At 60.7% G+C, this 23,062-nt stretch carries 19 protein-coding genes; 12 read left to right on the top strand and 7 right to left on the bottom strand.

Going from position 1 to position 23,062, the window contains the following annotated elements:
• Positions 1-333: 333 nt before the first annotated feature.
• The 5 genes from glgA (at position 334) to UIA24_RS16175 (ending at position 8,401) form a co-directional block, all read left to right on the top strand.
• Positions 334-1,893 (top strand): glycogen synthase GlgA, encoded by a 1,560-nt coding sequence (gene glgA / locus UIA24_RS16195; protein WP_330523300.1) that lies wholly within the window; start codon positions 334-336, stop codon positions 1,891-1,893.
• A 111-nt stretch (positions 1,894-2,004) separates the two neighbouring features.
• Entirely contained in the window at positions 2,005-4,074 is a 2,070-nt protein-coding gene (malQ, locus tag UIA24_RS16190; protein WP_330523299.1) for a 4-alpha-glucanotransferase, read from the top strand.
• A gap of 200 nt (positions 4,075-4,274) precedes the next feature.
• Positions 4,275-4,529, top strand: coding sequence for a DUF2934 domain-containing protein (locus tag UIA24_RS16185; RefSeq protein ID WP_065757667.1), 255 nt, complete (start codon positions 4,275-4,277; stop codon positions 4,527-4,529).
• A gap of 148 nt (positions 4,530-4,677) precedes the next feature.
• Positions 4,678-6,831 (top strand): glycogen debranching protein GlgX, encoded by a 2,154-nt coding sequence (gene glgX, locus UIA24_RS16180; protein ID WP_330523298.1) that lies wholly within the window; start codon positions 4,678-4,680, stop codon positions 6,829-6,831.
• A 502-nt stretch (positions 6,832-7,333) separates the two neighbouring features.
• On the top strand, positions 7,334-8,401 hold the full coding sequence (locus UIA24_RS16175; RefSeq protein WP_102051558.1) for an autotransporter domain-containing protein: 1,068 nt from the start codon (positions 7,334-7,336) through the stop codon (positions 8,399-8,401).
• A gap of 75 nt (positions 8,402-8,476) precedes the next feature.
• On the opposite strand, the gene glgB is transcribed toward UIA24_RS16175, so the two are convergent.
• From glgB to UIA24_RS16145, 6 genes are all read right to left on the bottom strand, one after another.
• Positions 8,477-10,687 (bottom strand): 1,4-alpha-glucan branching protein GlgB, encoded by a 2,211-nt coding sequence (gene glgB, locus UIA24_RS16170; RefSeq protein ID WP_102051557.1) that lies wholly within the window; start codon positions 10,685-10,687, stop codon positions 8,477-8,479.
• Between the two features lie 157 nt (positions 10,688-10,844).
• On the bottom strand, positions 10,845-11,033 hold the full coding sequence (locus UIA24_RS16165) for a YgaP family membrane protein (RefSeq protein WP_065757671.1): 189 nt from the start codon (positions 11,031-11,033) through the stop codon (positions 10,845-10,847).
• 13 nt (positions 11,034-11,046) lie between these two features.
• Positions 11,047-11,466 carry a DUF6691 family protein gene (locus UIA24_RS16160; protein WP_099775086.1) on the bottom strand — a complete coding sequence of 140 codons (420 nt, stop codon included), beginning with the start codon at positions 11,464-11,466 and terminating at the stop codon, positions 11,047-11,049.
• Between the two features lie 2 nt (positions 11,467-11,468).
• Entirely contained in the window at positions 11,469-11,903 is a 435-nt protein-coding gene (locus UIA24_RS16155; RefSeq protein ID WP_065757673.1) for a YeeE/YedE family protein, read from the bottom strand.
• Positions 11,900-12,226, bottom strand: a complete 327-nt coding sequence (locus UIA24_RS16150; RefSeq protein ID WP_065757674.1) for an ArsR/SmtB family transcription factor — start codon at positions 12,224-12,226, stop codon at positions 11,900-11,902. The genes UIA24_RS16155 and UIA24_RS16150 overlap by 4 nt, the downstream gene beginning before the upstream one ends.
• A 124-nt stretch (positions 12,227-12,350) precedes the next feature.
• Positions 12,351-14,039 (bottom strand): AMP-binding protein, encoded by a 1,689-nt coding sequence (locus tag UIA24_RS16145; RefSeq protein WP_065757675.1) that lies wholly within the window; start codon positions 14,037-14,039, stop codon positions 12,351-12,353.
• A 227-nt stretch (positions 14,040-14,266) separates the two neighbouring features.
• On the opposite strand from UIA24_RS16145, the gene UIA24_RS16140 reads away from it, so the two are divergent.
• From UIA24_RS16140 to UIA24_RS16125, 4 genes are read left to right on the top strand one after another with little or no spacing between them, the layout of a single operon-like run.
• The gene (locus UIA24_RS16140; RefSeq protein ID WP_065757676.1) at positions 14,267-15,430 is read left to right on the top strand and encodes an isovaleryl-CoA dehydrogenase; all 1,164 of its coding nucleotides are present in this window, start codon (positions 14,267-14,269) and stop codon (positions 15,428-15,430) included.
• A gap of 23 nt (positions 15,431-15,453) precedes the next feature.
• Positions 15,454-17,061, top strand: a complete 1,608-nt coding sequence (locus UIA24_RS16135) for a carboxyl transferase domain-containing protein (RefSeq protein WP_065757677.1) — start codon at positions 15,454-15,456, stop codon at positions 17,059-17,061.
• A 3-nt stretch (positions 17,062-17,064) separates the two neighbouring features.
• Positions 17,065-17,883: a gamma-carboxygeranoyl-CoA hydratase gene (locus tag UIA24_RS16130; RefSeq protein WP_065757678.1), complete on the top strand. Its 819-nt coding sequence runs from the start codon at positions 17,065-17,067 to the stop codon at positions 17,881-17,883.
• Entirely contained in the window at positions 17,880-19,841 is a 1,962-nt protein-coding gene (locus UIA24_RS16125) for an acetyl/propionyl/methylcrotonyl-CoA carboxylase subunit alpha (RefSeq protein WP_330523296.1), read from the top strand. The genes UIA24_RS16130 and UIA24_RS16125 overlap by 4 nt, the downstream gene beginning before the upstream one ends.
• 61 nt (positions 19,842-19,902) lie before the next feature.
• Here UIA24_RS16125 and UIA24_RS16120 read toward each other — a convergent pair whose 3' ends face one another.
• A complete protein-coding gene (locus UIA24_RS16120; RefSeq protein ID WP_099775089.1) occupies positions 19,903-20,556 on the bottom strand; it encodes a LexA family protein in 654 nt (217 codons plus the stop codon).
• Positions 20,557-20,681: 125 nt separating this feature from the next.
• On the opposite strand from UIA24_RS16120, the gene UIA24_RS16115 reads away from it, so the two are divergent.
• The 3 genes from UIA24_RS16115 to UIA24_RS16105 all read left to right on the top strand — a co-directional run bounded on the left by UIA24_RS16115 (position 20,682) and on the right by UIA24_RS16105 (position 23,056).
• Positions 20,682-21,038: a DUF6124 family protein gene (locus tag UIA24_RS16115; RefSeq protein ID WP_065757681.1), complete on the top strand. Its 357-nt coding sequence runs from the start codon at positions 20,682-20,684 to the stop codon at positions 21,036-21,038.
• Between the two features lie 311 nt (positions 21,039-21,349).
• A complete protein-coding gene (locus tag UIA24_RS16110) occupies positions 21,350-21,859 on the top strand; it encodes a sigma factor-like helix-turn-helix DNA-binding protein (RefSeq protein WP_330523295.1) in 510 nt (169 codons plus the stop codon).
• Between the two features lie 48 nt (positions 21,860-21,907).
• The gene (locus UIA24_RS16105; RefSeq protein ID WP_330523294.1) at positions 21,908-23,056 is read left to right on the top strand and encodes a M14 family metallopeptidase; all 1,149 of its coding nucleotides are present in this window, start codon (positions 21,908-21,910) and stop codon (positions 23,054-23,056) included.
• The last annotated feature ends 6 nt before the right edge of the window (positions 23,057-23,062 follow it).

Below are 23,062 nucleotides of genomic sequence, written 5' to 3'. Positions count from 1 at the left end.
CTAAAGTGACCAGCGGGTCACATATTTCGCTCAAGCTCTCCTACACTCATAACGCTGCCCGGATAACGTTTGGGGAACTTGCCCTGTCGCACCGGTCACGCCTGAAAAACGGGCTAACCACCCAGTAGTAACCAGGCCAGGGTTCCTGACAACAGGTACAACCCTTTCGCCCTCCGTCTGAAACACGCCTTCGGCGGAAAGCATCAATGGGTGCGGCGTTTGCATGCAAGAAAACGAACACTTCAACACGACGTATAAAACAGAGAAATCGCTTTACCGCTAATGACCATTTCGGGTGCCATTACACCCGTTTGCATAGGGACGGAGAGACGTATGATTGATGCTGCTGTCGAACCTCATGTAACGCATTTCACTGCTCAAGTCATCGAGCCGGCCAGCCCCCCTTTCGCACCTGCAGCGACGCCTTCCAAGCCCGTACCACAGCAAAACCCGAACAAGAAAAAAATCCTGTTCGTCACGTCCGAGATTGCCGACCTGGTCAAGACCGGTGGCTTGGGTGATGTCTCGGCTGCCCTGCCGCGCGCCATGAGCCACCGGCATGACGTGCGGGTACTGATCCCCGGCTATCCGCAGGTGCTGGAAAGCGATAATCCGATTCATCTGGTCGGGGAACTGGGCGGACACGCCGCACTCCCTCCTTGCAAGATCGGCCGCATGGACTTGGCCGACGGCCTGGTGATCTATGTCCTGATCTGCCCAGAGCTGTACCAGCGCGAAGGCACGCCCTACGGGGCAAACAATGGCCGCGACTGGCCTGACAACCACATCCGCTTCGCCCGCTTGGGGCTGGCCGCCGCCGAGATCGCGGCTGGCGAGGGCATGGTGCACTGGAAGCCCGACCTGGTGCATGCCCATGACTGGCCCGCTGGCCTGGCGCCGGCGTACATGCACTGGCGCGGCCTGCATACCCCAACCCTGTTCACCATTCACAACCTCGCCTATCAGGGGGTGGTCAGCCGGGCGTGCTGCCCGGAACTGGCCATCCCAGAACACGCCCTGCAGCAGGAAGGCATGGAGTTCTATGGCAAGCTGTCCTTCCTCAAGGCCGGCCTTGCCTATTCCAGCCACATCACCACCGTCAGCGCCACCTACGCGCAGGAAATCACCACACCCGCGTTTGGCTGCGGCCTCGACGGTTTTCTCTCGAGCAAGGCGCAGTCGGGCCTGTTGAGTGGCATTCCCAACGGCATCGACGAGAGCTGGGATTCGGCTACCGACACCCACCTGAGCCACCCCTTCAGCCTCAACGACTGGGAGGGCAAGGCGCGCAATACCCAACAGGTACGCACACTGTTCGGTTTGCAGCCCAGCGAGGGGCCACTGTTTGCAGTCGTGTCACGACTGGTCTATCAGAAAGGCCTGGACCTGACGCTGGGCGTTGCCGAATACATCGTCCAACAAGGCGGCCAGATCGCGATTATCGGTCGTGGCGAGCCGGAAGAAGAACAGGCCATGCGTGACCTGGCGCTACGTTTTCCAGGGCAGATCGGCGTACGCATCGGTTTCAATGAAACTGACGCCCGGCGCATGTTTGCCGGCAGCGACTTCCTGCTGATGCCGTCACGCTATGAGCCCTGCGGCCTCAGCCAGATGTATGCGCAGCGCTTCGGTTCACTGCCGGTAGCCCGCAATACCGGCGGCCTGGCCGACACCATCGAAAATGGCGTCACCGGGTTTCTGTTCAACGAGTCTACGGTGGAGAGTTACCGCGAAGCCTTGAGCCGGGCCTTTTATGTCTATGCCAAAAAAGACCTGTTGCACGCCATGCGCTGCCTGTCGATGACCCAACCCTTCAACTGGTGCCAGGCGGTAGAGCCCTACGCCCGTTTGTATGAAGCGTTGGTAGAACGCGCCACTCAAGGTCACTCATAAGCACGAGGTAACGGGCATGCCCAAAAGCCCGGCCCAGTTGCCAACCCTCGGTAATCACCTGCTGGAGCACGAAACTAGCCGTTTCGCGCTCCGGGCAACCGGAGCCTTCCCATGACTGACCACGCCTTGCTCTTGCTGGCGCACCGTGCCGGCCTGCAAGTGGACTGGACCGACGCCAACGGCCGTCAACAACGGGTCACCGACACCGTCCTGCGTAAAATGCTGGCCGGGTTGGGCCATCCGGCCGACACCCCAGCAGCCATCGAGAAGAGCCTGAGCGCACTGCTCAAAGCCCATGACGCCAAGCATCTCCCTCCCCTGTTGACGGTGGATCTGGGGCAGCCACTGGACCTGTCGCACTACTTTGCCGCAGGCAGCACCTGCCAGGTGACACTGGAAGACACGCATGAACAGTCGCTGCAACTGGACGCCCACGCCATGCTGCCCGGCACGCTGCCAATCGGCTACCACCAGGTGGCGATCGACGGACGTACCTTCACCCTCGCCGTAGCACCTTTGCGTTGCTACAGCCTGGCGGATGCCTTGGGCACCGATCATCCACGCTGCTGGGGGCTGAGCGCTCAACTCTATAGCCTGCGTCGCCCGGGTGATGGCGGTTTCGGTGACTGCCTGGCACTGGAGGCGCTGGCACGCAGTGCCGCCGAGCGCGGTGCGGATGCCCTGGCTATCAGCCCGGTGCATGCGATGTTTGCCAGCGACACTGAACGCTACAGCCCCTACTCACCGTCCAGCCGACTGTTTCTGAACAGCCTGTACGCCAGCCCGGCCATCATTTTTGGCGAGCGTGCCGTACGCCAGGCAAATGAACAGATCGGGCAAGAGGAACTGCAACGCCTCGAAGACCTTCCACTGATCGAATGGCCCAGTGCCGCGAAGGCCAAGCAGCGCCTGCTAGAGGCGTTGTACCGAGACTTCATCCAGCAGGAACACCCGCTGTACAACGACTTCCAGAGCTTTCGCGACACCGGTGGTCAAGCCCTGGAGCATCACTGCCGCTTTGAAGCCATGCTGGAGGCCGCCGCTGAACGCGGCATGGACGCTGACTGGCGACATTGGCCGAAAACCTGGCACAACCCCTACAGCGCGGAGGTCGCAGCCTTCGCCGAGCAGCACGCCGAACGGGTTACTTATCACGCGTTCTGCCAATGGCTGATTACCCGCAGCCTAGAACGTGCCCAGGACGCTGCCCGCAGCAACGGCATGAGCGTTGGCCTGATCAGCGACCTGGCCATCGGTGCTGACGGTGTTGGCAGCCAGGCCTGGAGTCGCCAGGACGAACTGTTGGCCGACTTCAGCATCGGCGCGCCGCCCGACCTGCTCAACCGTGCCGGGCAGAAGTGGGGCCTGTGTGCGTTTTCCCCTGAAGGATTGCGGCGCAATGGCTTTCGCGCCTTTATCGAGATGCTCAGGGCCAGCTTTCAGCATGCCGGGGGCTTGCGCATCGACCATGTACTGGGCCTGCAGCGGCTCTGGCTGATCCCCCTGGACGCCGAAGCGGGTGACGGCGCCTACCTGCACTACCCGCTCGACGACCTGTTGCGCCTGCTGAGCCTGGAATCAGTGCGACACAAGGGCATTGTGCTGGGTGAAGACCTCGGCACCATACCGGAAGGCTTGCGCGACAAGCTCTCCGCACGGGCCATACTCGGCCTTCGTGTGCTGTTGTTTGAGCAGCATGGACATGGCCAGTTCAAGCCGATCCTTGATTGGCCAGACGATGCGCTGGCCACCAGCAGCACCCACGACCTGCCACCGCTGGCCGGCTGGCTGCAGGCCCGCGACATCGATTGGAACCAGCGCCTGGGGTTGATCGACGCCATCACCGAGCGGCACTGGCGCGAAACCCGCGTAGCGGAATGCAAAGGCCTGCGCAGCATTCTGGAACAGAACTACCACCAGTCGCTCCCGGACAGTGATTCGCTCATCGATGCCTGCGTACGCTTTATTGGCCACACCCGTGCGCCGCTAGTGCTGCTGCCATTAGAGGATGCCTTGGGCATTGATGAACAACCCAACCTTCCGGGTACGGTCAGCGGCCATCCCAACTGGCGTCGACGCTTCGCCCTGAACGCCGATGCCTTGCTCGATGACCCGGACGCCGCTCGCCGCCTGGAGCTGCTGGCGCAAGCCCGTGAACAAGCCTTCGAGCGTGACAGATGAATTCAACCCCGGCGATCTCGGCGCTGCTGCCCTGCGCTTTGCCTGCCACTGCAACACCCCACTTGATCCCGGCACAGAACCGGGACAACACACCTGTGCTTCTACCCTTTGTCTTGTCCTCTGCCAGCTGTTCGGGACGTGCTGACACATTTCCCGTCAATCTCGCTATCCAGCCTATCGCCTGAAACAGGAGCATCAAGATGAGTGTCGAGGAAAAACGCATTAAAGAATTCGCCTACCTGATCTGGGAGTCGGAAGGTAAACCCGACGGCCAGGAGCATCGCCATTGGGAAATGGCACGCAAACTGGCTGAGGCCGAAGCACTGGCACCCAAGGCAAAACCGCGCAAACCCAAAGCTGCCGCCAGCGCCCCCTCACGTGCTAGCCCCACCAGCGCAGACAAGCCAGCGTCGGTGAAAAAACCACGCACTACCAGAAAGCCTGCTGCACAGTAAGCGCACTGCAACGTCGGCCTGCCGCTGCACAGGCCGACGTATGTTCGAGCAAGCGACAGATGAACGGTGAGTGGGTCCGTTGCAGGCACAACATGGCCCGGAACTGCGACCGCCACCACCCACCGGCCCCCATGAAGCAAGGACCTCCATGACGACACGCAAGCCCGCTGCGCCACTCCATGAACCTTCGCGATTGCGTGAGGGCCTGCCCTATCCGCTGGGTGCCACCTGGGATGGCCTGGGTGTCAATTTTGCACTGTTCTCAGCCAACGCAACCAAAGTTGAACTGTGCCTGTTCGACGCTGACGGTCAGGTGGAACTTGAGCGAATCGAACTGCCTGAGTACACCGACGAGATCTACCACGGCTACCTGCCCGACGCGCACCCAGGGTTGCTCTATGGCTACCGTGTGCATGGTCCCTACGCGCCGGAAAACGGCCACCGTTTCAACCCCAACAAACTGCTGATCGACCCCTACGCCAAACAGTTGGTCGGCGACGTGCGGTGGTCCGAAGCGCTGTTTGGCTACACCATCGGCCACCCCGACGGCGACCTCAGTTTTGACACCCGCGACAGCGCGCCCTTCGTGCCCAAGTGCAAGGTCATCGACCCGGCCTACACCTGGGGGCGCGATCAGCGCGTCAACGTCCCCTGGGATCGAACCCTGCTGTATGAGGCGCACGTACGCGGCATCAGCATGCGCCATCCGGCCGTACCGGAGCCCCACCGCGGCACCTTTGCCGGTTTGATGTGCGAGGCGTTGTTGAGCCATATCAAACAGCTGGGGGTTACCTCCGTTGAACTGCTGCCCATTCATGCATTTGTCAACGACCAGCACTTGCTGAAAAAAGGCATGAACAATTTCTGGGGCTACAACAGCATCGCGTTTTTTGCCCCTCATCAGCGCTATCTGGCCAGCGGCAAAATCGCCGAATTCAAGGAGATGGTCGCGCACCTGCACGATGCCGGGCTGGAGGTCATACTCGATGTGGTCTACAACCACACCGCCGAAGGCAATGAGCAAGGCCCGACCCTGTCCATGCGCGGTATCGACAATGCCTCCTACTACCGCCTTATGCCCGATAGCAAGCGGCTCTATATCAACGACTCAGGCACCGGCAACACCCTCGACCTGAGCCACCCGTGCGTGCTGCAACTGGTGACCGACTCCTTGCGCTATTGGGCTGGCGACATGCACGTGGACGGGTTCCGCTTTGACCTGGCGACCATCCTTGGTCGCTACCATAGCGGCTATGACGAGCGTCACAGTTTTCTTGTTGCCTGTCGCCAGGACCCACTGTTGCGTCAGCTCAAACTGATCGCCGAACCCTGGGACTGTGGCCCCGGAGGCTATCAGGTGGGCAACTTCGCTCCCGGCTGGGCCGAGTGGAACGACCGCTTCCGTGACACCATGCGCGCCTTCTGGAAGGGTGACGAGGGCCAGTTGACGGACTTCGCCTCGCGCATGACCGCCTCCGGCGAGCTGTTCAACCGACGTGGCCGACGGCCTTTCGCCTCAGTGAATTTCATCACCGCGCACGACGGTTTCACCCTACGCGACCTGGTGTCCTATAACCAGAAACATAACCTGGACAACGACGAGAACAACCAGGACGGTAGCGACCACAACCTGTCCTGGAACCATGGCGTCGAAGGCCCTACCGACAACCCCGAGATCCGTGCCCTGCGCATGCAGCAAATGCGCAATTTCTTCGCAACCCTGTTGCTGGCCCAAGGCACCCCCATGATCGTGGCGGGCGACGAGTTCAGCCGTACCCAGCACGGCAACAACAACGCCTATTGTCAGGACAGCGAGATCGGCTGGGTCAACTGGAACCTGGATGAAGAAGGCACAGCCCTGCTCGACTTCGTCAAACGCCTGTCCGCACTGCGCCAGCACTACCCGGTGCTGCGCCGTTCGCGCTTCCTGGTGGGCACATTCAACGAAGCCCTGGGCGTCAAAGATGTCACCTGGCTGGCAACCGACGGCCACGAAATGACCACAGAGCACTGGCATGACCGCCAAGGGCGCTGCCTGGGCATGTTGCTGAACGGGCGGGCACAGGCCAGCGGCATCCTGCGCCCGGGGAACGACGCGAGCCTGCTAGTGATCGTCAACGCCTACCACGACCCACGCACCTTCACCTTGCCGGCAGTCCCGGATGGCAACCACTGGCGCTGCCTGCTCAATACCGCCCGGCCTGCAGAGGGCAAGACCAGACGGCTGGCGTTCGGCAGCAAACTGAAGGTCAGTGGCCGTTCTCTCGTGTTGTTGGAACTGCACGCTGCCGAGGATGTGTGATTTCGGGCGTGCTGATTTTCATCGAGGCGGTAGGCTCGTTTTTTTAGTTTTTACAAATCAGATAGTTAAGCTTTTTCGCACGCCTTGATCATTTTTCATACCGAAAGACACGAAAAGTGCGCCACAAGGAACGAGCGCGCCAGGAAAGATGCAACATCGTTGCATTGCACTGCCCGGAAGCACTCCTTAGAAATGATTCGAAATAGCCAGCCCCGTTGAAAGACCCACCGGGGCTATAAAAAATGAAGAAATCATAATTTTCAGCATATTAGATGCTCCAACGCACCGCTCACGACACTTTCACAATTTCTTGACGCCCGCCTTGACCTCTCCTTAGCTTCAGGGAGTGAAACCTTACAGAATTTCTCATTCCGAGCCTCTAGCTCGCGGTTTTTAGCGCAAGCCAGAGGTAGGTTTGCTGGCGCGTGTCGCCCTCTGATTTTGTTGTACAGCCCGTGACATTCAGCCAGGCCATTGGCTGTTACAACAGAGGAGATCCGCCATGAAAAAAACATCGAGTCCTTCGGGCTTTGAGTATGTTTTCTATGCGGTTTCCACGTCGCTGCTAATCGCAACCCCTGTGGAAACCCATGCAGTGAGCCTAGAGGATAACGATTCGTTCTACGCACAATCGGCGGACCTGCCGGTTGTGTCGCTGCAACCGGTCAGCGTTGCGGGGTTGAGCCTGAGTAGCCTGAGCGGCTTCTCTGGACGCCAGGCTGAGCGCGCAATACAGGTTCCGCAGGACAGCATTGCCAGCCAATGGGCGCAGTTCCTTCCATCCCCTGGCAAGCCTGCAGGCACTGCACCGTACAACCTTGACGCGCCGAACCAGAACCTGCAGATCAGCCCCGACCTGTTCGTCCGTGAAACCAGTGATGGCAATACTCACCGCGCTGGTTTCTTCGTCGGTCACAGCAACTTGCAAAGCCGCTTTGATGGTATGCGCCCACGCGGCAGCGAACCAAAGAATGCGGTCAAGCTGGAAGGTGAAAGCCTGGGCGTCTATTGGAGCATGACCCATGACCAAGGCTGGCATGTGGATGCTGTCGCCATGGGTACCCGCTTCGATGCCAGCGGCCGCAACGAAAGCGGTACTCGCCTGGACGGTACAGGCCATGCGCTAACCCTCTCGGTAGAAGGTGGCTACCCCATTGGCCTGGGTGACAACTGGGTGATCGAACCACAGGCACAATTGATCAACCAACAGTACTACCCTGGTAACCCTAACCAGGCCGAAATGCTGCAAAGCCACGACAGCCTGCCGAACTGGAGCGGACGCGTCGGCGCGCGCTTGTCTGGACGCTATGAAGTACGCGGCATGCCGATCGAACCCTACGTGCGCACCAACGTCTGGTATGACTTCTCCAACGCCGACACCCTTAGCCTCGACAAGGTAGACAAAGTCAGCAGTAGCCGCAGCTCTGCCACGATTGAACTGGGGATGGGCCTGGTCGCGCGGATGACACCCAAGGTGAGCCTGTTCGTCAGCGCCGACTACAGCAGCGTTGTCGACGATAACGCCCTGAATGGCTTGATTGGCAACCTGGGTGTACGGGTGCGCTGGTAGTGGCGTGGCCCCATCGTCGGCAACGCCGGTTCCTGCATGGGGCTCGGCATACCAGCCCCAGCAGGCGGTAGGCGGCTATGCCGGACGCAGGATCAACACCGCCAGCGGTGGCAGGTTCAGTGCCAGTGACCGCGCTTGCCCATGGCTGGCAATCGGCTCACTGGCCACGCTGCCACCATTGCCGTAATTGGACCCGGCATAGCATTCGGCATCGCTGTTGAGCACCTCACGCCAGTGCTCACCGCAGGGTACACCGATGCGGTAGCCCTCACGCGGCACAGGGGTGAAATTGGCGACCACCAACAACGGCTCACCTTTCGCGCTCCAGCGCAGCCAAGCGTAGACACTGTTGTGTGCATCGTCACCGATCAGCCATTGAAAGCCGCCTGGCAGGCAGTCCTGCTCATGTAACGCGCGCTCCTCGCGGTACAACCGATTGAGGTCCCCCACCAGACGCTGAACGCCCAGGTGCTCGGAGTACTTGAGCAGGTACCAGTCCAGCTCACTGTCGTGGTTCCACTCACGCCACTGGCCGAATTCGCAGCCCATGAACAGCAGCTTCTTGCCAGGATGCGCCCACATGAAGGTCAGGTACGCCCGAAGATTGGCAAATTTCTGCCAACGGTCGCCCGGCATCTTGTCAATCAGAGAGTGCTTGCCATGAACCACTTCGTCATGGGAGATCGGCAGGATGAAATGCTCGGAGTAGGCATAGATCAGGCCGAAACTCATCTCGTTGTGGTGGTGCACGCGGTGCACCGGATCGTTCTGGATATAGTGCAGGGTGTCGTGCATCCAGCCCATGTTCCACTTGTAGGAAAAGCCCAGCCCGCCCTGCTGAGTCGGCTGGCTGACACCGGGCCAGGCCGTCGACTCTTCAGCGATCATCAGCGCACCCGGCACTTCCTCGGCAACCACCGCGTTCAAATGCTTCAGGAAGTCGATGGCCTCAAGGTTCTCACGACCACCGTGACGGTTGGGTATCCACTCACCTTCGTTACGCGAATAATCGCGATACAACATCGAGGCCACCGCATCGACCCGTAACCCATCAATGTGGAAGTGCTTGAGCCAGTGCAGTGCCGAAGCCAGCATGAACCCATGAACTTCGGTACGGCCAAGGTTGTAGATCAGCGTATCCCAGTCCTGATGAAAGCCCTCCAGCGGGTTGTCATACTCATACAGTGCCGTGCCATCAAAACGTGCCAGGCCGTGGGTGTCGGTCGGGAAGTGTGCCGGTACCCAATCGAGAATCACACCGATGTCGGCCTGATGGCAGGCGTCGATAAAGGCAGCGAAATCCTCGGCCGAACCGTAGCGTGCCGTGGGCGCAAACAGCGACAACGGCTGATACCCCCAAGAGCCGCCGAACGGATGTTCCATGATCGGCATCAGTTCAATATGGGTAAAGTCCAGGCTCTGGATGTAGGGGATCAGGCGCTCGGCCAGCTCTCGCCAGTTGTAAAACCTTGCAACCTCACCCTCATCGTCCAGCTCGCACTGCCAGGAACCCGCATGCAGTTCATAAATTGACAATGGCGCATCGGTGGCCTGGCGAGCACTGCGATTCTGCATCCAGTAGTGATCCTGCCAGTCATGCTGCAGGTGCCCAGCCACCTTCGACGCCGTGCTCGGTGGCAGCTCCGTGGCCCGGGCCAAGGGGTCGGCCCTAAGCGGCAGGATCCCTTCATGGCCGAGAATTTCGTACTTGTATGCCTCGCCGGGATACAACCGAGGCACGAACACTTCCCAGACCCCGCTGGAATGGCGCAAGCGCATCGGATGCCGACGTCCGTCCCAGTTGTTGAAATCACCCACGACAGAGACCCGCCGGGCATTGGGCGCCCACACCGAGAAACACACGCCATCAACACCGTCCACCTGCATCGGCTGCGCACCGAAACGCGAGGACAGGTCGCGGTGATTGCCTTCGGCGAACAGGTAAAGGTCCGTATCACCCAGTAGCGGGCCAAAGCTGTAGGGGTCTTCGGTGATTTGCTCGTCACCCTCCCAACCGATCTTCAAGCGATAAGCCTGTGCCGTACCGATACGCCCGGTAAACAGTCCCTCTACGTCACCCTGCACCAGGTCGGCGAGCACCTCATCACGGTCACGGGCCAATACCTGTACCGTCAATGCCTTGGGCAGGTAGACCGTGACCCACTGAGCGCCGGCACCATCAAGGTGCGGCCCCAGGACTGCAAACGGATCGGCATGCTCGGCCTTTACCAGCGCCTCGATATCCCGTTGGTCAAGCCGCCCCTGCTCCCGCTTGTGCACGCTCATCTACTGCTCTCCCAGGTACTGATAAGCCCATGCAGACCATGCAAGGATACGGCCAACCGCTTGGGCGGTCGGCGTCATGAGCCCCTGCACCAGCCAACACCCTGGCAGCAGCATAGACGACTGAACGCAGCGTGCGCGCTTGATATGCGCACTGGCGTTAACCGCGCTTGCAGGTATTGATACCCAACAATGCGTACGCCGGGCAAAAGCGGAAAATACCGGTCAATACCGGCACTACGCCGATCCAGCCCCAAACGCCGATCACCCCGGCCAGGCTCAGGCCGATGAGGATCAGGCCAGCGATAACACGCAGGCTACCGTCGATGGTTCCAACATTTGCGTTCATGGTGATCTCCCGATCAATGCGCGCGCCGACGCTCCAGCGCCGCGAACAGCAACATGCCGGCCAGCATGGCCAACACGAAGACAACGCTTTGCCAATGCCCGGTTAACAACACTGCAACCGCCGGCCCCGGACAGATACCGGCAATTCCCCAGCCTATACCGAACACCAGACCACCGACGATCAAGCGACGATCCAGCTCACGCTTGACCGGCAGTTGCATGGGCAGGCCCAGTAACGAGGTCGAGCGCTTGCGGGCCACGCTCATAGGCACAAAGGCCACAGCTATCGCTCCCACCATCACCAGTGCCAGCGAGGGGTCCCAGGCACCGCCCAGGTCGAGAAACGCCAGTACTTTGCCTGGGTTGGCCATCCCCGCCAGCAGGAGCCCGATACCGAACAACAGCCCTGCAAGAAACGCTGTCAGCTTGTTCATGCTCAACCTCCCCATAGATGACGCAGGACAAACACCGTGGCAAAACCACTGGCCATGAAACACAAGGTTGCCACCAGCGAGCGCCCAGACAACCGTGAGATGCCACACACCCCATGGCCACTGGTGCACCCGGCGCCATAACGTGTACCGATACCAACCAGCAAACCGGCGCTGACCAGACCAAGCACCCCGTTCTGGAACTCAAGGCTTGGCAGCGCAGCAAAAAGCCCCCAGACCAATGGCGCGACCAGCAGCCCCAACAAGAACAGCGCCTTTTCGCCACGCCCCTCGCCGTCGCGCTGCAACACGCTACCCAGCAGGCCGCTGATACCGGCAATCCGCCCGTTGGCAAGCACGAACAGGCTGGCCGCCAGGCCAATCAGCGCGCCACCGGCCAGGGATGAGCCTGGTGTGAAATGTAACCAGTCGATGTTCACGAAGCCTCTCCTGCACAGAACAGTTGATACAGCGTATTGATCACCGCCAGCGCCGCCGGGCTGCTGATCCGGTAATAGATCTGCTTGCCTTCACGGCGGGTGGCAACCAAGCCCTCGCGACGCAACACCGCGAGCTGTTGCGACAGCGTCGGTTGTTGAATGCCCAGCAGTGCCTCCAATTCACTGACATTGCGCTCGCCCTCGGTCAGTTGGCACAGCAACAGCAGACGATCCGGGTTGGCCAAGGCCTTGAGCAACTGACTGGCCTGGTCGGCATTGGCATGCAGTTGCTGGATATCGAGGGGCTGCACGTGGCTATTCATGTCAGGCGGGCCATTCAATTAAGATAATAACAATCTATTACTTTGTATAGTGTATGGCAAGCAAAACGCCACCGGGAGGCGACATTGCATCGCTCCTTGGTGGCGTCTGCTGATCGACGTTGATTTACCCGTTGTTGCCCTGGCGCGTGCGCAGCTCCTCGATACTGATTTCGCGCATGCGGAACTTCTGCACTTTCCCGGTAACGGTCATCGGGAACTCGTCGACAAAGCGGAAGTAACGCGGTGTCTTGAAGTGCGCAATACGGCTCTTGCACCACTGCTGCAGCTCGACATCGCTGGCGCTGTGGCCCGGGTGGAACTTGATCCAGGCCACGATTTCCTCGCCATAGCGGTCATCCGGAATGCCAATGACCTGCACATCGGCCACCGCAGGATGGGTGAAGAAGAACTCTTCCAGTTCGCGTGGGTAGATGTTCTCCCCGCCGCGGATGATCATGTCCTTGTTGCGCCCGGCTATGCATACATACCCCCGCTCATCCATCGTCGCCAGGTCACCGGTATGCATCCAGCCTGCCGGGTCGATGGCATCACTGGTTGCCGACGGGTTGCCCCAGTAACCGAGCATGACGCTGTAGCCCCGGGTACAGAGTTCACCAATCTGCCCACGCGGGACGACGCAGCCGTGCTCATCGATGATCTTGCTTTCCAGTTGCGGCTGGGTGCGCCCTACCGTGGTCACCCGCAGTTCCAGCTCATCGTCCGGCCCGGTCTGCAACGACACCGGGCTGGTCTCGGTCATGCCGTAGGCGATCTGCACTTCACTCATGTGCATCTCATTGATGACCCGGCGCATCACCTCAATCGGACAGGTCGCACCGGCCATGATCCCCGTGCGCAGGCTGGAGAGATCGAACTCACCACGTTGCGGGTGATCGAGCAAGGCAATGAACATGGTCGGTACGCCATACAACGCCGTGGCCCGTTCTTCACTGACCGTACTCAGGGTCAGCAATGGGTCGAAGGCATCGTTGGGGTAAATCATGGTGCTGCCATGGGTGACGCAGCCCAGGTTACCCATGACCATGCCGAAGCAATGGTACAGCGGCACCGGGATCACCATACGGTCGTGCTCGGTAAGCCCCAGGCTTTCACCCACCATGTAGCCATTGTTGAGAATGTTGTAATGGCTCAGCGTCGCGCCTTTCGGGAAGCCGGTGGTGCCGGAGGTGTACTGGATGTTCACCGGCTGATCGAACTGCAGGCTGTGCTGACGGGCCAGGTACTCCTGCTCACTGACACCCTCGGCCAACGCAGCCAGATTACCCCAGGCGAGAAAACCGCCCGGCGGTTGTGCCGCAAGGCTGATCACACCGTGCAGATCCGGCAGACGCTCACTGTTCAACTGACCAGGCGCCTGATGTGCCAGGTCAGGCAACAGCTCGCCGAGCATCTCATGGTAGTTCGAGGTTTTGAACGCATCGGCACAGATCAGCCACTGGCAGCCTGACTGTCTGAGTACATACTCCAGCTCACTGGTGCGGTAGGCCGGGTTGATGTTGACCAGGATCACACCGACCTTGGCACTGGCGAATTGGGCAATGCACCACTGAGCGCAGTTCGGCGCCCAGATACCCAGTCGATCACCGGTTTTCATGCCCAGCGCCATAAACGCTTTGGCATGCTGGTCGACACTGTCAGCCAGTTGCTGCCAGGTGTAACGTATCTGCTGGTGACGCACCACCAGGGCCTCACGATCAGCAAAGCGTGAGGCCGTGTGGTCGAAAGCCTGGCCGATGGTCTTGGCCAGCAAGGGTTTGTCCTGGCGGCCCTGGGTGTAGCTCGGTTGATTCATGGCGGTCCCTTTTTGTGTTTGTTCTGGGAGCGGATTCAAGCGGCTCTTACTCTGGCGCAAATTTACGTTAACGTAAAGGTCATGGTGCGATTGACAGTTAACAGCGGCAGGTTTACGTTAACGTAAAGGTTAGAAATGAACGGCCACGGTACTGGCCAGTCGCTGAAAGCCTGCGACACGGACCTCATAGAACACACCTCCCAAGAACAACCATTAAAGGTGCCAGCATGCGTTATCCGACCCTGAACTTTGCCCTTGGCGAAACCATCGACATGCTCCGCGACCAGGTCCAGGCCTTCGTTGCGGCGGAACTGGCGCCACGCGCCGCGCAAATCGACCACGACAACCTGTTCCCCGTCGATATGTGGCGCAAGTTCGGTGACATGGGCCTGCTCGGCATCACCGTACCGGAAGAATATGGCGGTGCTGGCCTGGGCTACCTGGCCCACGTGGTAAGCATGGAAGAAATCAGCCGTGGCTCGGCCTCGGTTGCCCTCTCCTACGGTGCGCACTCCAACCTGTGCGTGAACCAGATCAACCGTAACGGCACCCACGACCAGAAAACCAAGTACCTGCCGAAACTGATCAGCGGCGAACACATCGGCGCACTGGCCATGAGCGAACCCAACGCCGGTTCCGACGTGGTCTCGATGAAGCTGCGCGCTGACAAGCGCGGCGACCACTATGTACTCAATGGCAGCAAGACCTGGATCACCAACGGCCCGGACGCCAACACCTACGTGATCTACGCGAAGACCGATCTGGAGAAAGGGGCGCACGGCATCACCGCCTTTATTGTCGAGCGTGACTGGAAAGGCTTCACCCGCAGCAACAAGTTCGACAAGCTGGGCATGCGCGGCTCCAACACCTGCGAGCTGTTCTTCGACGACGTCGAGGTGCCGGAAGAAAACATCCTCGGCAGCCTTAACGGTGGCGTCAAAGTGCTGATGAGCGGCCTGGACTATGAGCGCGTGGTACTGTCCGGCGGCCCGACCGGGATCATGCAAGCCTGCATGGACATCGTCGTGCCGTACATCCATGACCGCAAGCAGTTCGGCCAGAGCATCGGCGAGTTCCAGCTGATCCAGGGCAAAGTGGCTGACATGTACACCCAGCTCAACGCCAGCCGTGCCTACCTGTATGCCGTGGCCCAGGCCTGCGACCGCCGCGAGACGACCCGCAAGGACGCTGCCGGGGTGATCCTGTACAGCGCCGAACGCGCCACACAGATGGCCCTGGACGCCATCCAGATTCTCGGCGGCAATGGCTACATCAATGAATTCCCTGCCGGCCGCCTGTTGCGCGACGCGAAGCTGTACGAGATCGGTGCCGGCACCAGCGAGATTCGCCGGATGCTGATCGGTCGCGAACTGTTCAACGAATCCCGCTGAGCTGCGATAAGGAAAAGGCGCCCATGGCTATCCTGCACTCCCAGATCAACCCGCGCTCGGCGGAGTTCGCCCACAACAGCGCGGCCATGCTCGAACAGGTTCAGGCCTTGCGCACCCTGCTCGCCCAGGTTCACCAGGGCGGCGGCGCCAAGGCACAGGAGCGGCATACCTCTCGTGGCAAACTGCTGCCGCGCGAGCGCATCGACCGTCTGCTTGACCCCGGCTCACCGTTTCTCGAAATCGGCCAACTGGCCGCCCATGCGGTGTATGGCGAGGACGTTCCGGCGGCCGGGGTAATCGCTGGCATCGGCCGTATCGAAGGCGTCGAATGCATGATCGTGGCCAACGATGCCACGGTCAAAGGCGGCTCCTACTACCCATTGACGGTGAAAAAACACCTGCGCGCCCAGGCAATTGCCCTGCAGAATCGTCTGCCCTGCATTTACCTGGTGGACTCAGGCGGGGCCAACCTGCCGCGTCAGGACGAAGTATTCCCCGACCGCGAACATTTCGGGCGGATCTTCTTCAACCAGGCCAACATGAGCGCCATCGGCATTCCACAGATCGCGGTGGTGATGGGCTCCTGCACCGCTGGCGGCGCCTATGTGCCGGCCATGGCCGATGAAGCCATCATGGTTCGCCAGCAAGCGACCATCTTCCTTGCCGGCCCACCGTTGGTGAAAGCGGCCACCGGCGAAGTGGTAAGCGCCGAAGACCTCGGCGGTGCCGACGTACACTGCAAGACCAGTGGTGTCGCCGACCACTACGCAGACAACGACGAACACGCCCTGGCGATTGCCCGGCGCTGCGTGGCCAACCTGAACTGGCACAAACTCGGCACCTTGCAGCAGCGCATGCCGATCGCGCCGCTGTATGACGCTGAGGAACTCTATGGCGTGGTTCCGGCCGATGCCAAACAGCCGTTCGATGTGCGTGAAGTGATCGCCCGCCTGGTCGACGGTTCGGTGTTTGATGAGTTCAAGGCACTGTTTGGTACCACCCTGGTGTGCGGCTTCGCCCACCTGCACGGCTACCCGATTGCGATCCTGGCCAACAACGGCATCCTGTTTGCCGAAGCGGCGCAAAAAGGTGCGCACTTCATCGAGCTGGCGTGCCAACGTGGCATTCCGTTGCTGTTCCTGCAGAACATCACCGGCTTCATGGTCGGCCAGAAGTACGAAGCCGGCGGCATCGCCAAGCACGGCGCCAAGCTGGTCACCGCCGTGGCCTGCGCCCAGGTACCGAAGTTCACCGTGATCATCGGCGGCAGCTTCGGTGCGGGCAACTACGGGATGTGCGGCCGGGCCTACGACCCACGTTTCCTGTGGATGTGGCCGAACGCCCGTATCGGCGTGATGGGTGCCGAACAGGCGGCCGGGGTACTGGCCCAGGTCAAGCGCGAGCAGAGCGAACGCAGTGGCCAGCCATTCAGCGCCGACGACGAAGCGCGGCTCAAGCAACCGATCCTTGACCAGTATGAGCACCAGGGCCATCCCTACTACTCCAGTGCCCGGCTCTGGGACGACGGCGTCATTGACCCGGCACAGACCCGCGATGTCTTGGGCCTGGCCTTGTCGGCGGCACTCAACGCACCGATCGAGCAAAGCCGTTTCGGCATTTTCCGGATGTGACCGATGAGCGACTTCACGACCCTCGAACTGATCAAGGACCCACGCGGTTTCGCCACACTGTGGCTGAGTCGCGAGGACAAGAACAACGCCTTCAACGCGCAGATGATCCGCGAGTTGATCCTGGCCATCGACGCCGTCGGCAACGATGCCAGCCTGCGCTTCTTGCTGCTGCGCGGACGCGGACGGCACTTCAGCGCCGGGGCAGACCTGGCCTGGATGCAGCAATCGGCACAACTGGACTACAACACCAACCTGGACGATGCTCGCGAACTGGCCGAGCTGATGTACAACCTGGCCAAGCTCAAGCTACCGACCCTGGCAGTGGTGCAAGGCGCCGCCTTCGGGGGCGCGCTGGGGTTGATCAGTTGCTGCGACATGGCCATTGGCAGCGAAGATGCCCAACTGTGCCTGTCGGAAGTACGTATCGGCCTCGCCCCTGCGGTGATCAGCCCGTTCGTGGTTCAAGCCATGGGGGAGCGTGCCGCACGCCGCTATGCACTGACCGCCGAACGTTTCAGCGGCCTGCGTGCCCGTGACCTGGGTTTGCTGGCCGAAGCCTACCCCTTGGCCGAACTGGAACAGCAGGTCGAGCTATGGGTCACCAACCTGCTGCAGAACAGCCCGCAGGCGATGCGCACCAGCAAAGAGCTGTTGCGTGAAGTCGGCCATGGCGAGCTCACCCCTGCCCTGCGCCGCTATTGCGAAACCGCCATTGCCCGAATCCGGGTCAGCGCCGAAGGCCAGGAAGGCCTGCGCGCCTTTCTGGAAAAACGCACGCCGAACTGGCACGTCGAACCCAACAAGAAGGAACCGCGCCCATGAGCCGTCCCACGCTGACCACCCTGCTGGTTGCCAACCGTGGCGAAATTGCCTGCCGCGTCATGCGCACCGCCAAAGCCCTTGGCCTGACCACCGTGGCCGTTCACAGTGCTGTGGACCGCGAGGCCCGGCATAGCCGCGAAGCCGATATCCGCGTTGACCTGGGCGGAGCAAAAGCCGCTGAAAGCTATCTGGATGTCGCGAAGTTGATTGCTGCGGCCAAGGCCAGCGGTGCCCAGGCCATTCACCCCGGCTACGGCTTCCTTTCGGAAAACGCCGGCTTTGCCCGCGCCATCGAAGAGGCCGGCCTGATATTCCTCGGCCCACCGGCTTCGGCCATCGAGGCCATGGGCAGCAAGTCGGCGGCCAAAGCCCTGATGGAAACCGCCGGTGTGCCACTGGTACCGGGCTATCACGGTGAAGCCCAGGACCTGGAAACCTTCCGCGCGGCCGCCGAAAAGATCGGTTACCCGGTACTGCTCAAGGCGACGGCCGGTGGTGGCGGCAAAGGCATGAAAGTGGTCGAACAGGAAAGCCAGTTGGGCGAAGCCCTGGCGTCGGCCCAGCGTGAGGCGCTGTCGTCGTTCGGCGATGCCCGCATGCTGGTGGAAAAATACGTGCTCAAGCCCCGCCACGTGGAAATCCAGGTATTTGCCGACCAACACGGCAACTGCCTGTACCTGAACGAGCGTGACTGTTCCATTCAGCGGCGCCACCAGAAGGTCGTCGAGGAAGCGCCAGCGCCCGGTCTGAGTGAGCAACAACGTCAGGCGATGGGTGAAGCCGCTGTGCGCGCGGCTCAAGCCATCGGTTATGTGGGGGCCGGTACCGTAGAGTTCCTGCTCGACGCCCGGGGCGAATTCTTCTTCATGGAGATGAACACCCGCCTGCAGGTTGAACACCCGGTCACCGAAGCCATTACCGGCCTCGACCTGGTCGCCTGGCAGATCCGTGTTGCCTGCGGTGAGCCGTTGCCGATCACCCAGGCACAGGTACCGCTCAACGGTCACGCCATCGAAGTGCGCTTGTACGCAGAGGATCCGGCCAACGATTTTCTCCCGGCCACTGGGGATCTGACGCTGTACCGCGAGTCGGCTCCCGGTGCTGGGCGTCGGGTCGACAGCGGTGTCAGCGAAGGCGACAGCATTTCGCCCTACTACGACCCAATGCTCGGCAAGCTGATTGCCTGGGGCGAAAACCGTGAGCAGGCACGCCTTCGCCTGCTGGCGATGCTCGACGAGTTCGCCATCGGTGGCCTGAAAACCAACATTGCCTTCCTGCGGCGCATTCTCGCGCACCCGGCGTTTGCCGACGCCGAGCTGGATACCGGGTTCATTCCACGCTATCAGGCGCAACTGTTGCCTGAAGCCGACACGCTACCTGCCGAGTTCTGGCAAGCGGCTGCCGAAGCCTTCATCCAGAGTGAACCGCTGGTACAACGCGATGACGACCGGCATTCGCCATGGGCCACCCACAGCGGCTTGCGCCTGGGCGTGCCAGCGCATATCAGCCTGCACCTGCGCTGCAATACCGAAGAACAGGCCGTCAGCCTTGACCACAGCGCGCCCTCAACCCTGACGCTGCGCGGTGAGCAGTTGGTCCACGAGCACAACGGCTTGCGTCGCCAGCACCTGGCGATCCGCCGTGGCAATACGCTTTATTTGCAGTGGAATGGCGAACTCCAGGCAATCACTCAGCTCGACCCGATTGCCGAAGCCGATGCCAGCCACAGCCATCAAGGCGGCTTGGGCGCGCCCATGAACGGCAGCATTGTGCGGGTCATGGTGGAAGTCGGCCAGGTTGTCGAAGCCGGTACACCACTGGTGGTACTGGAAGCCATGAAGATGGAACACAGCATCCGTGCACCGCATAACGGTACAGTGAAAGCCTTGTTCTGTGAGGAAGGCGACATGGTCAGCGAAGGCAGCGTACTGGTCGAGCTGGAAGGCAGCGACGCGTAATACCACCTGCGACGCCAGTAGCCTGGGAGACCGGCTGCTGGCGCCGAGCGAAGGGTGCCGATCAGAACTTCATCGTGGCCTGCACCACCACACCGATCATTTCACACGCGTCATCGCATACAACCTTGGGATAGGTCGGGTTGAGCGGGCGCAGATAACGCTGCCCGCCTTCCTCGATCAACTGCCGGAAGACCGGCGTTGCACTCGTGGGCAAGCGGGCAATCACCAGTTTGCCGGGCAGTGCCGATAGCCCCGCATCCACCAGGATCAGCATCCCGGCGGGCACACTCAAGCCCACCGGCGCCGTCATCGCATCGCCCTGCACCTCCAGCCAGAACGCCGAACCCTGGGCGTAATAATCGGTGGCTTCAAAACGTGCCTCAGGGTCTTCCACCCCGAGGCTTTCCCAGCGCGTGACCGGGTAGCGAAAATACAGATTGTGCTGTGGGATACGTCCTTCGGCATCTGTAGCCGAATTCTGATCGTCACCATAGGAACCGGAGGATTCGGCGAGTTCGGTAACCAGCGCGAACTCCATTGGCGGCAATCCGAGCACCACCAGAATCTGGTTCATCGTCTCCAGTTTTGGCCGGCGCTCGTTGCGCAACCAATGCCCGACGGCGCCTTGAGTCACCCCAATGCGCTCACCCAACTTTTCCTGCGTGATCTTCAGCTCACACATTCTGGCCCTGACCAGGGCAATCCATTTATCCATTGCTGGCACGATACGGACTGCCCCGAAGCTCTCAATACACAAATTGTAGTATTTAAAACGTCGAAATAAATACATCCCGTACTTATCGTTAATACACCCACCCACAATCGCCACAGGCAGCCCCCATGAGCTCACATTCACCGGATGCACTGGATGCCAAACTGGACAGCGAATCGCTGAGCAGCAGCGACGCCGCCCGACGTGCATTGGACTACTACCTCAACCCCCCACAGCGCGCCGCAGAAATGGAGGCACCGTTTTTTGTCCCGCGCCCCGATCTTGGCCGCCTGAAAGCCAGCGAACACGCCTGCAGCCTGCTGCGCTGTGCGTCGGCAACCACCTATGAAATGGCAGACGACCTCAAAGGGACACGGCGCGACATGGCGCTGTCAGTGGTGCACATCATCAACATGGCATTGGCTCTGGTGGAGCACAGCCTGGGCGAGCGAACTGGCTTGCCGCCAGGAATCGAAAGCACCTGACCCGGCGGGTCAGTAATGGCCCGAATGGGTCATCACGCGGGAAAACAGACACACCGAGAAACCTATTTTCTGCCATGACAGAAAATTCACTTGACCTGTAAATGATAACGATTATTATTGTCAGCAACTGGTCGCGAGACTGGTTGGATAAACTGAAAGCTCACAGGTCGGACTCTCAGGTTATCTCCTCATCAGGCTAATCACGGTTTTTGACCCGGCTTTTTGCCGGGTCTTTTTTTTGCGCTTGTCCCGTCCGAATGGCCGCATTCAAGCACCACGCCCCACCCGTTTTCTTGCAAGGAGCCCGTACCATGACCCCTCTGTTGCTGCCCCTTGAATCCCCTGCCCTCGCCGCCCCGGGTGATCAGGCACTGCTGCAGCGCCTGAAAAAACTCCCGCGCCGCGCTCAACAGGTGTTCCTGCTCAGTCGCCTCGATCAATGGTCGTTTGCCATGATCGCCGAACACCTGGCCGTCCCTCCAAGCACGGTGGAGCGGTACATGAACCAGGTGCTGCAAAGCGTGCAACCCGCCACTGACCCGCTAGCCCGTGAGGCCGGGTACTGGTATGTGCGCCTGCAAAACCCGCAGATTACCGCCAGCGAACGTATCGACTTTCGCCGCTGGCTGGACAGCGCACCCGCCCACCTGACCGCGTTCCATGCCACTGAGCTGCGCTGGCGAAGCCTGCTCGCACCCGCGCAGGTACTGGGCGATGGCCAAGGCTACCGTCAGGTTCGTCCGGTACTGGCCCTGGGTGGTTGCTCGGTCGCCATTGCCGTACTGCTCGGTACGCTACTGACACTCGGTTTCTGCGCCTGACGCAGGGGTGTAGAGTAAAGGGCACAACAACGCTGAAGGAGCCTGGTAATGAGCGTGACGCTGTCCCCCCTGCACATCACTTGCGATTTCGATTCCGGTAACATCGTGGTTCGCGATGCCAGCGAGCCCTCTCAGGTGCGCCTGGCGATCCGTCCCGATACCCGCAGCGATCATTTCCAGTGGTTTCACTTCAAGGCCAGCGGGCTGACCCCAGGGCACACACACCGCTTCACCCTGGAGAACGCTGGGCAATCCTCCTATAACCAGGCATGGGACGGCTATCAGGCGGTTGCCTCTTATGATCAGCAACACTGGTTTCGGGTACCGACCCAGTTCGACGGCCAGGCGCTGCACTTCCAGCTTGAGGCCGGCGAACAGCAGGCCTGGTTTGCCTACTTTGAACCCTACTCCCGCGCCCGCCACAACCAACTGATTGAACGGGCGGTCAGCCTGCCTGGCGTGGAACTGCTGGCCACAGGGCGCAGCGTCGAAGGGCGAGACATCCCGCTACTGCGCGCAGGCGACGGCGCAGCAGGCAAACGCAAGCTATGGATCATCGCCCAGCAGCATCCCGGCGAGCACATGGCAGAGTGGTTCATGGAGGGCGTGATTGATCGCCTGCAGGCCAACGATGCAACGGTTCAGGCGCTGCTGAAGGTGGCCGACCTGTACCTGATCCCGAACATGAACCCCGATGGTGCCTTCCACGGGCACCTGCGCACCAATGCTCAGGGCAAGGACCTCAACCGCGCCTGGCAGGACGCCAGTGTCGAACACAGTCCGGAAGTGTTCTTTGCGCAGCAACAAATGAAACTGCAGGGTGTCGATCTGTTCCTCGACATTCACGGCGATGAAGAAATCCCTCACGTCTTCACCGCAGGCAGCGAAGGTACACCAGGCTACACGCCCCGTATCGAGCAACTGGAAAGCGCGTTCCGTGAGCGCTTGTGCCGCCTGACCGCGGACTTCCAGCAAGTGCATGGCTACCCGCGCGACAAACCTGGGCAGGCGAACCTGACCCTGGCCTGTAACAGCGTTGCGCAGGCCTATGGCTGCCTGGCACTGACCCTCGAAATGCCGTTCAAAGACCACGACGACGCACCCAATGCCATTACCGGCTGGTCTGGGCAGCGCTCCAAAGCGCTGGCCAGTGCGGTGCTGGATACGCTAGCGCCGATGGTCGGCGACCTGCGTTGAGTGCTT

The sequence above is a fragment of the Pseudomonas sp. AL 58 genome (assembly GCF_036348395.1).
In the GTDB taxonomy this organism is placed as follows: Bacteria; Pseudomonadota; Gammaproteobacteria; order Pseudomonadales; family Pseudomonadaceae; genus Aquipseudomonas; species Aquipseudomonas defluvii.
Note: the sequence above shows the minus strand (reverse complement) of the source record. Positions and strands in the feature narration are given on the sequence as shown.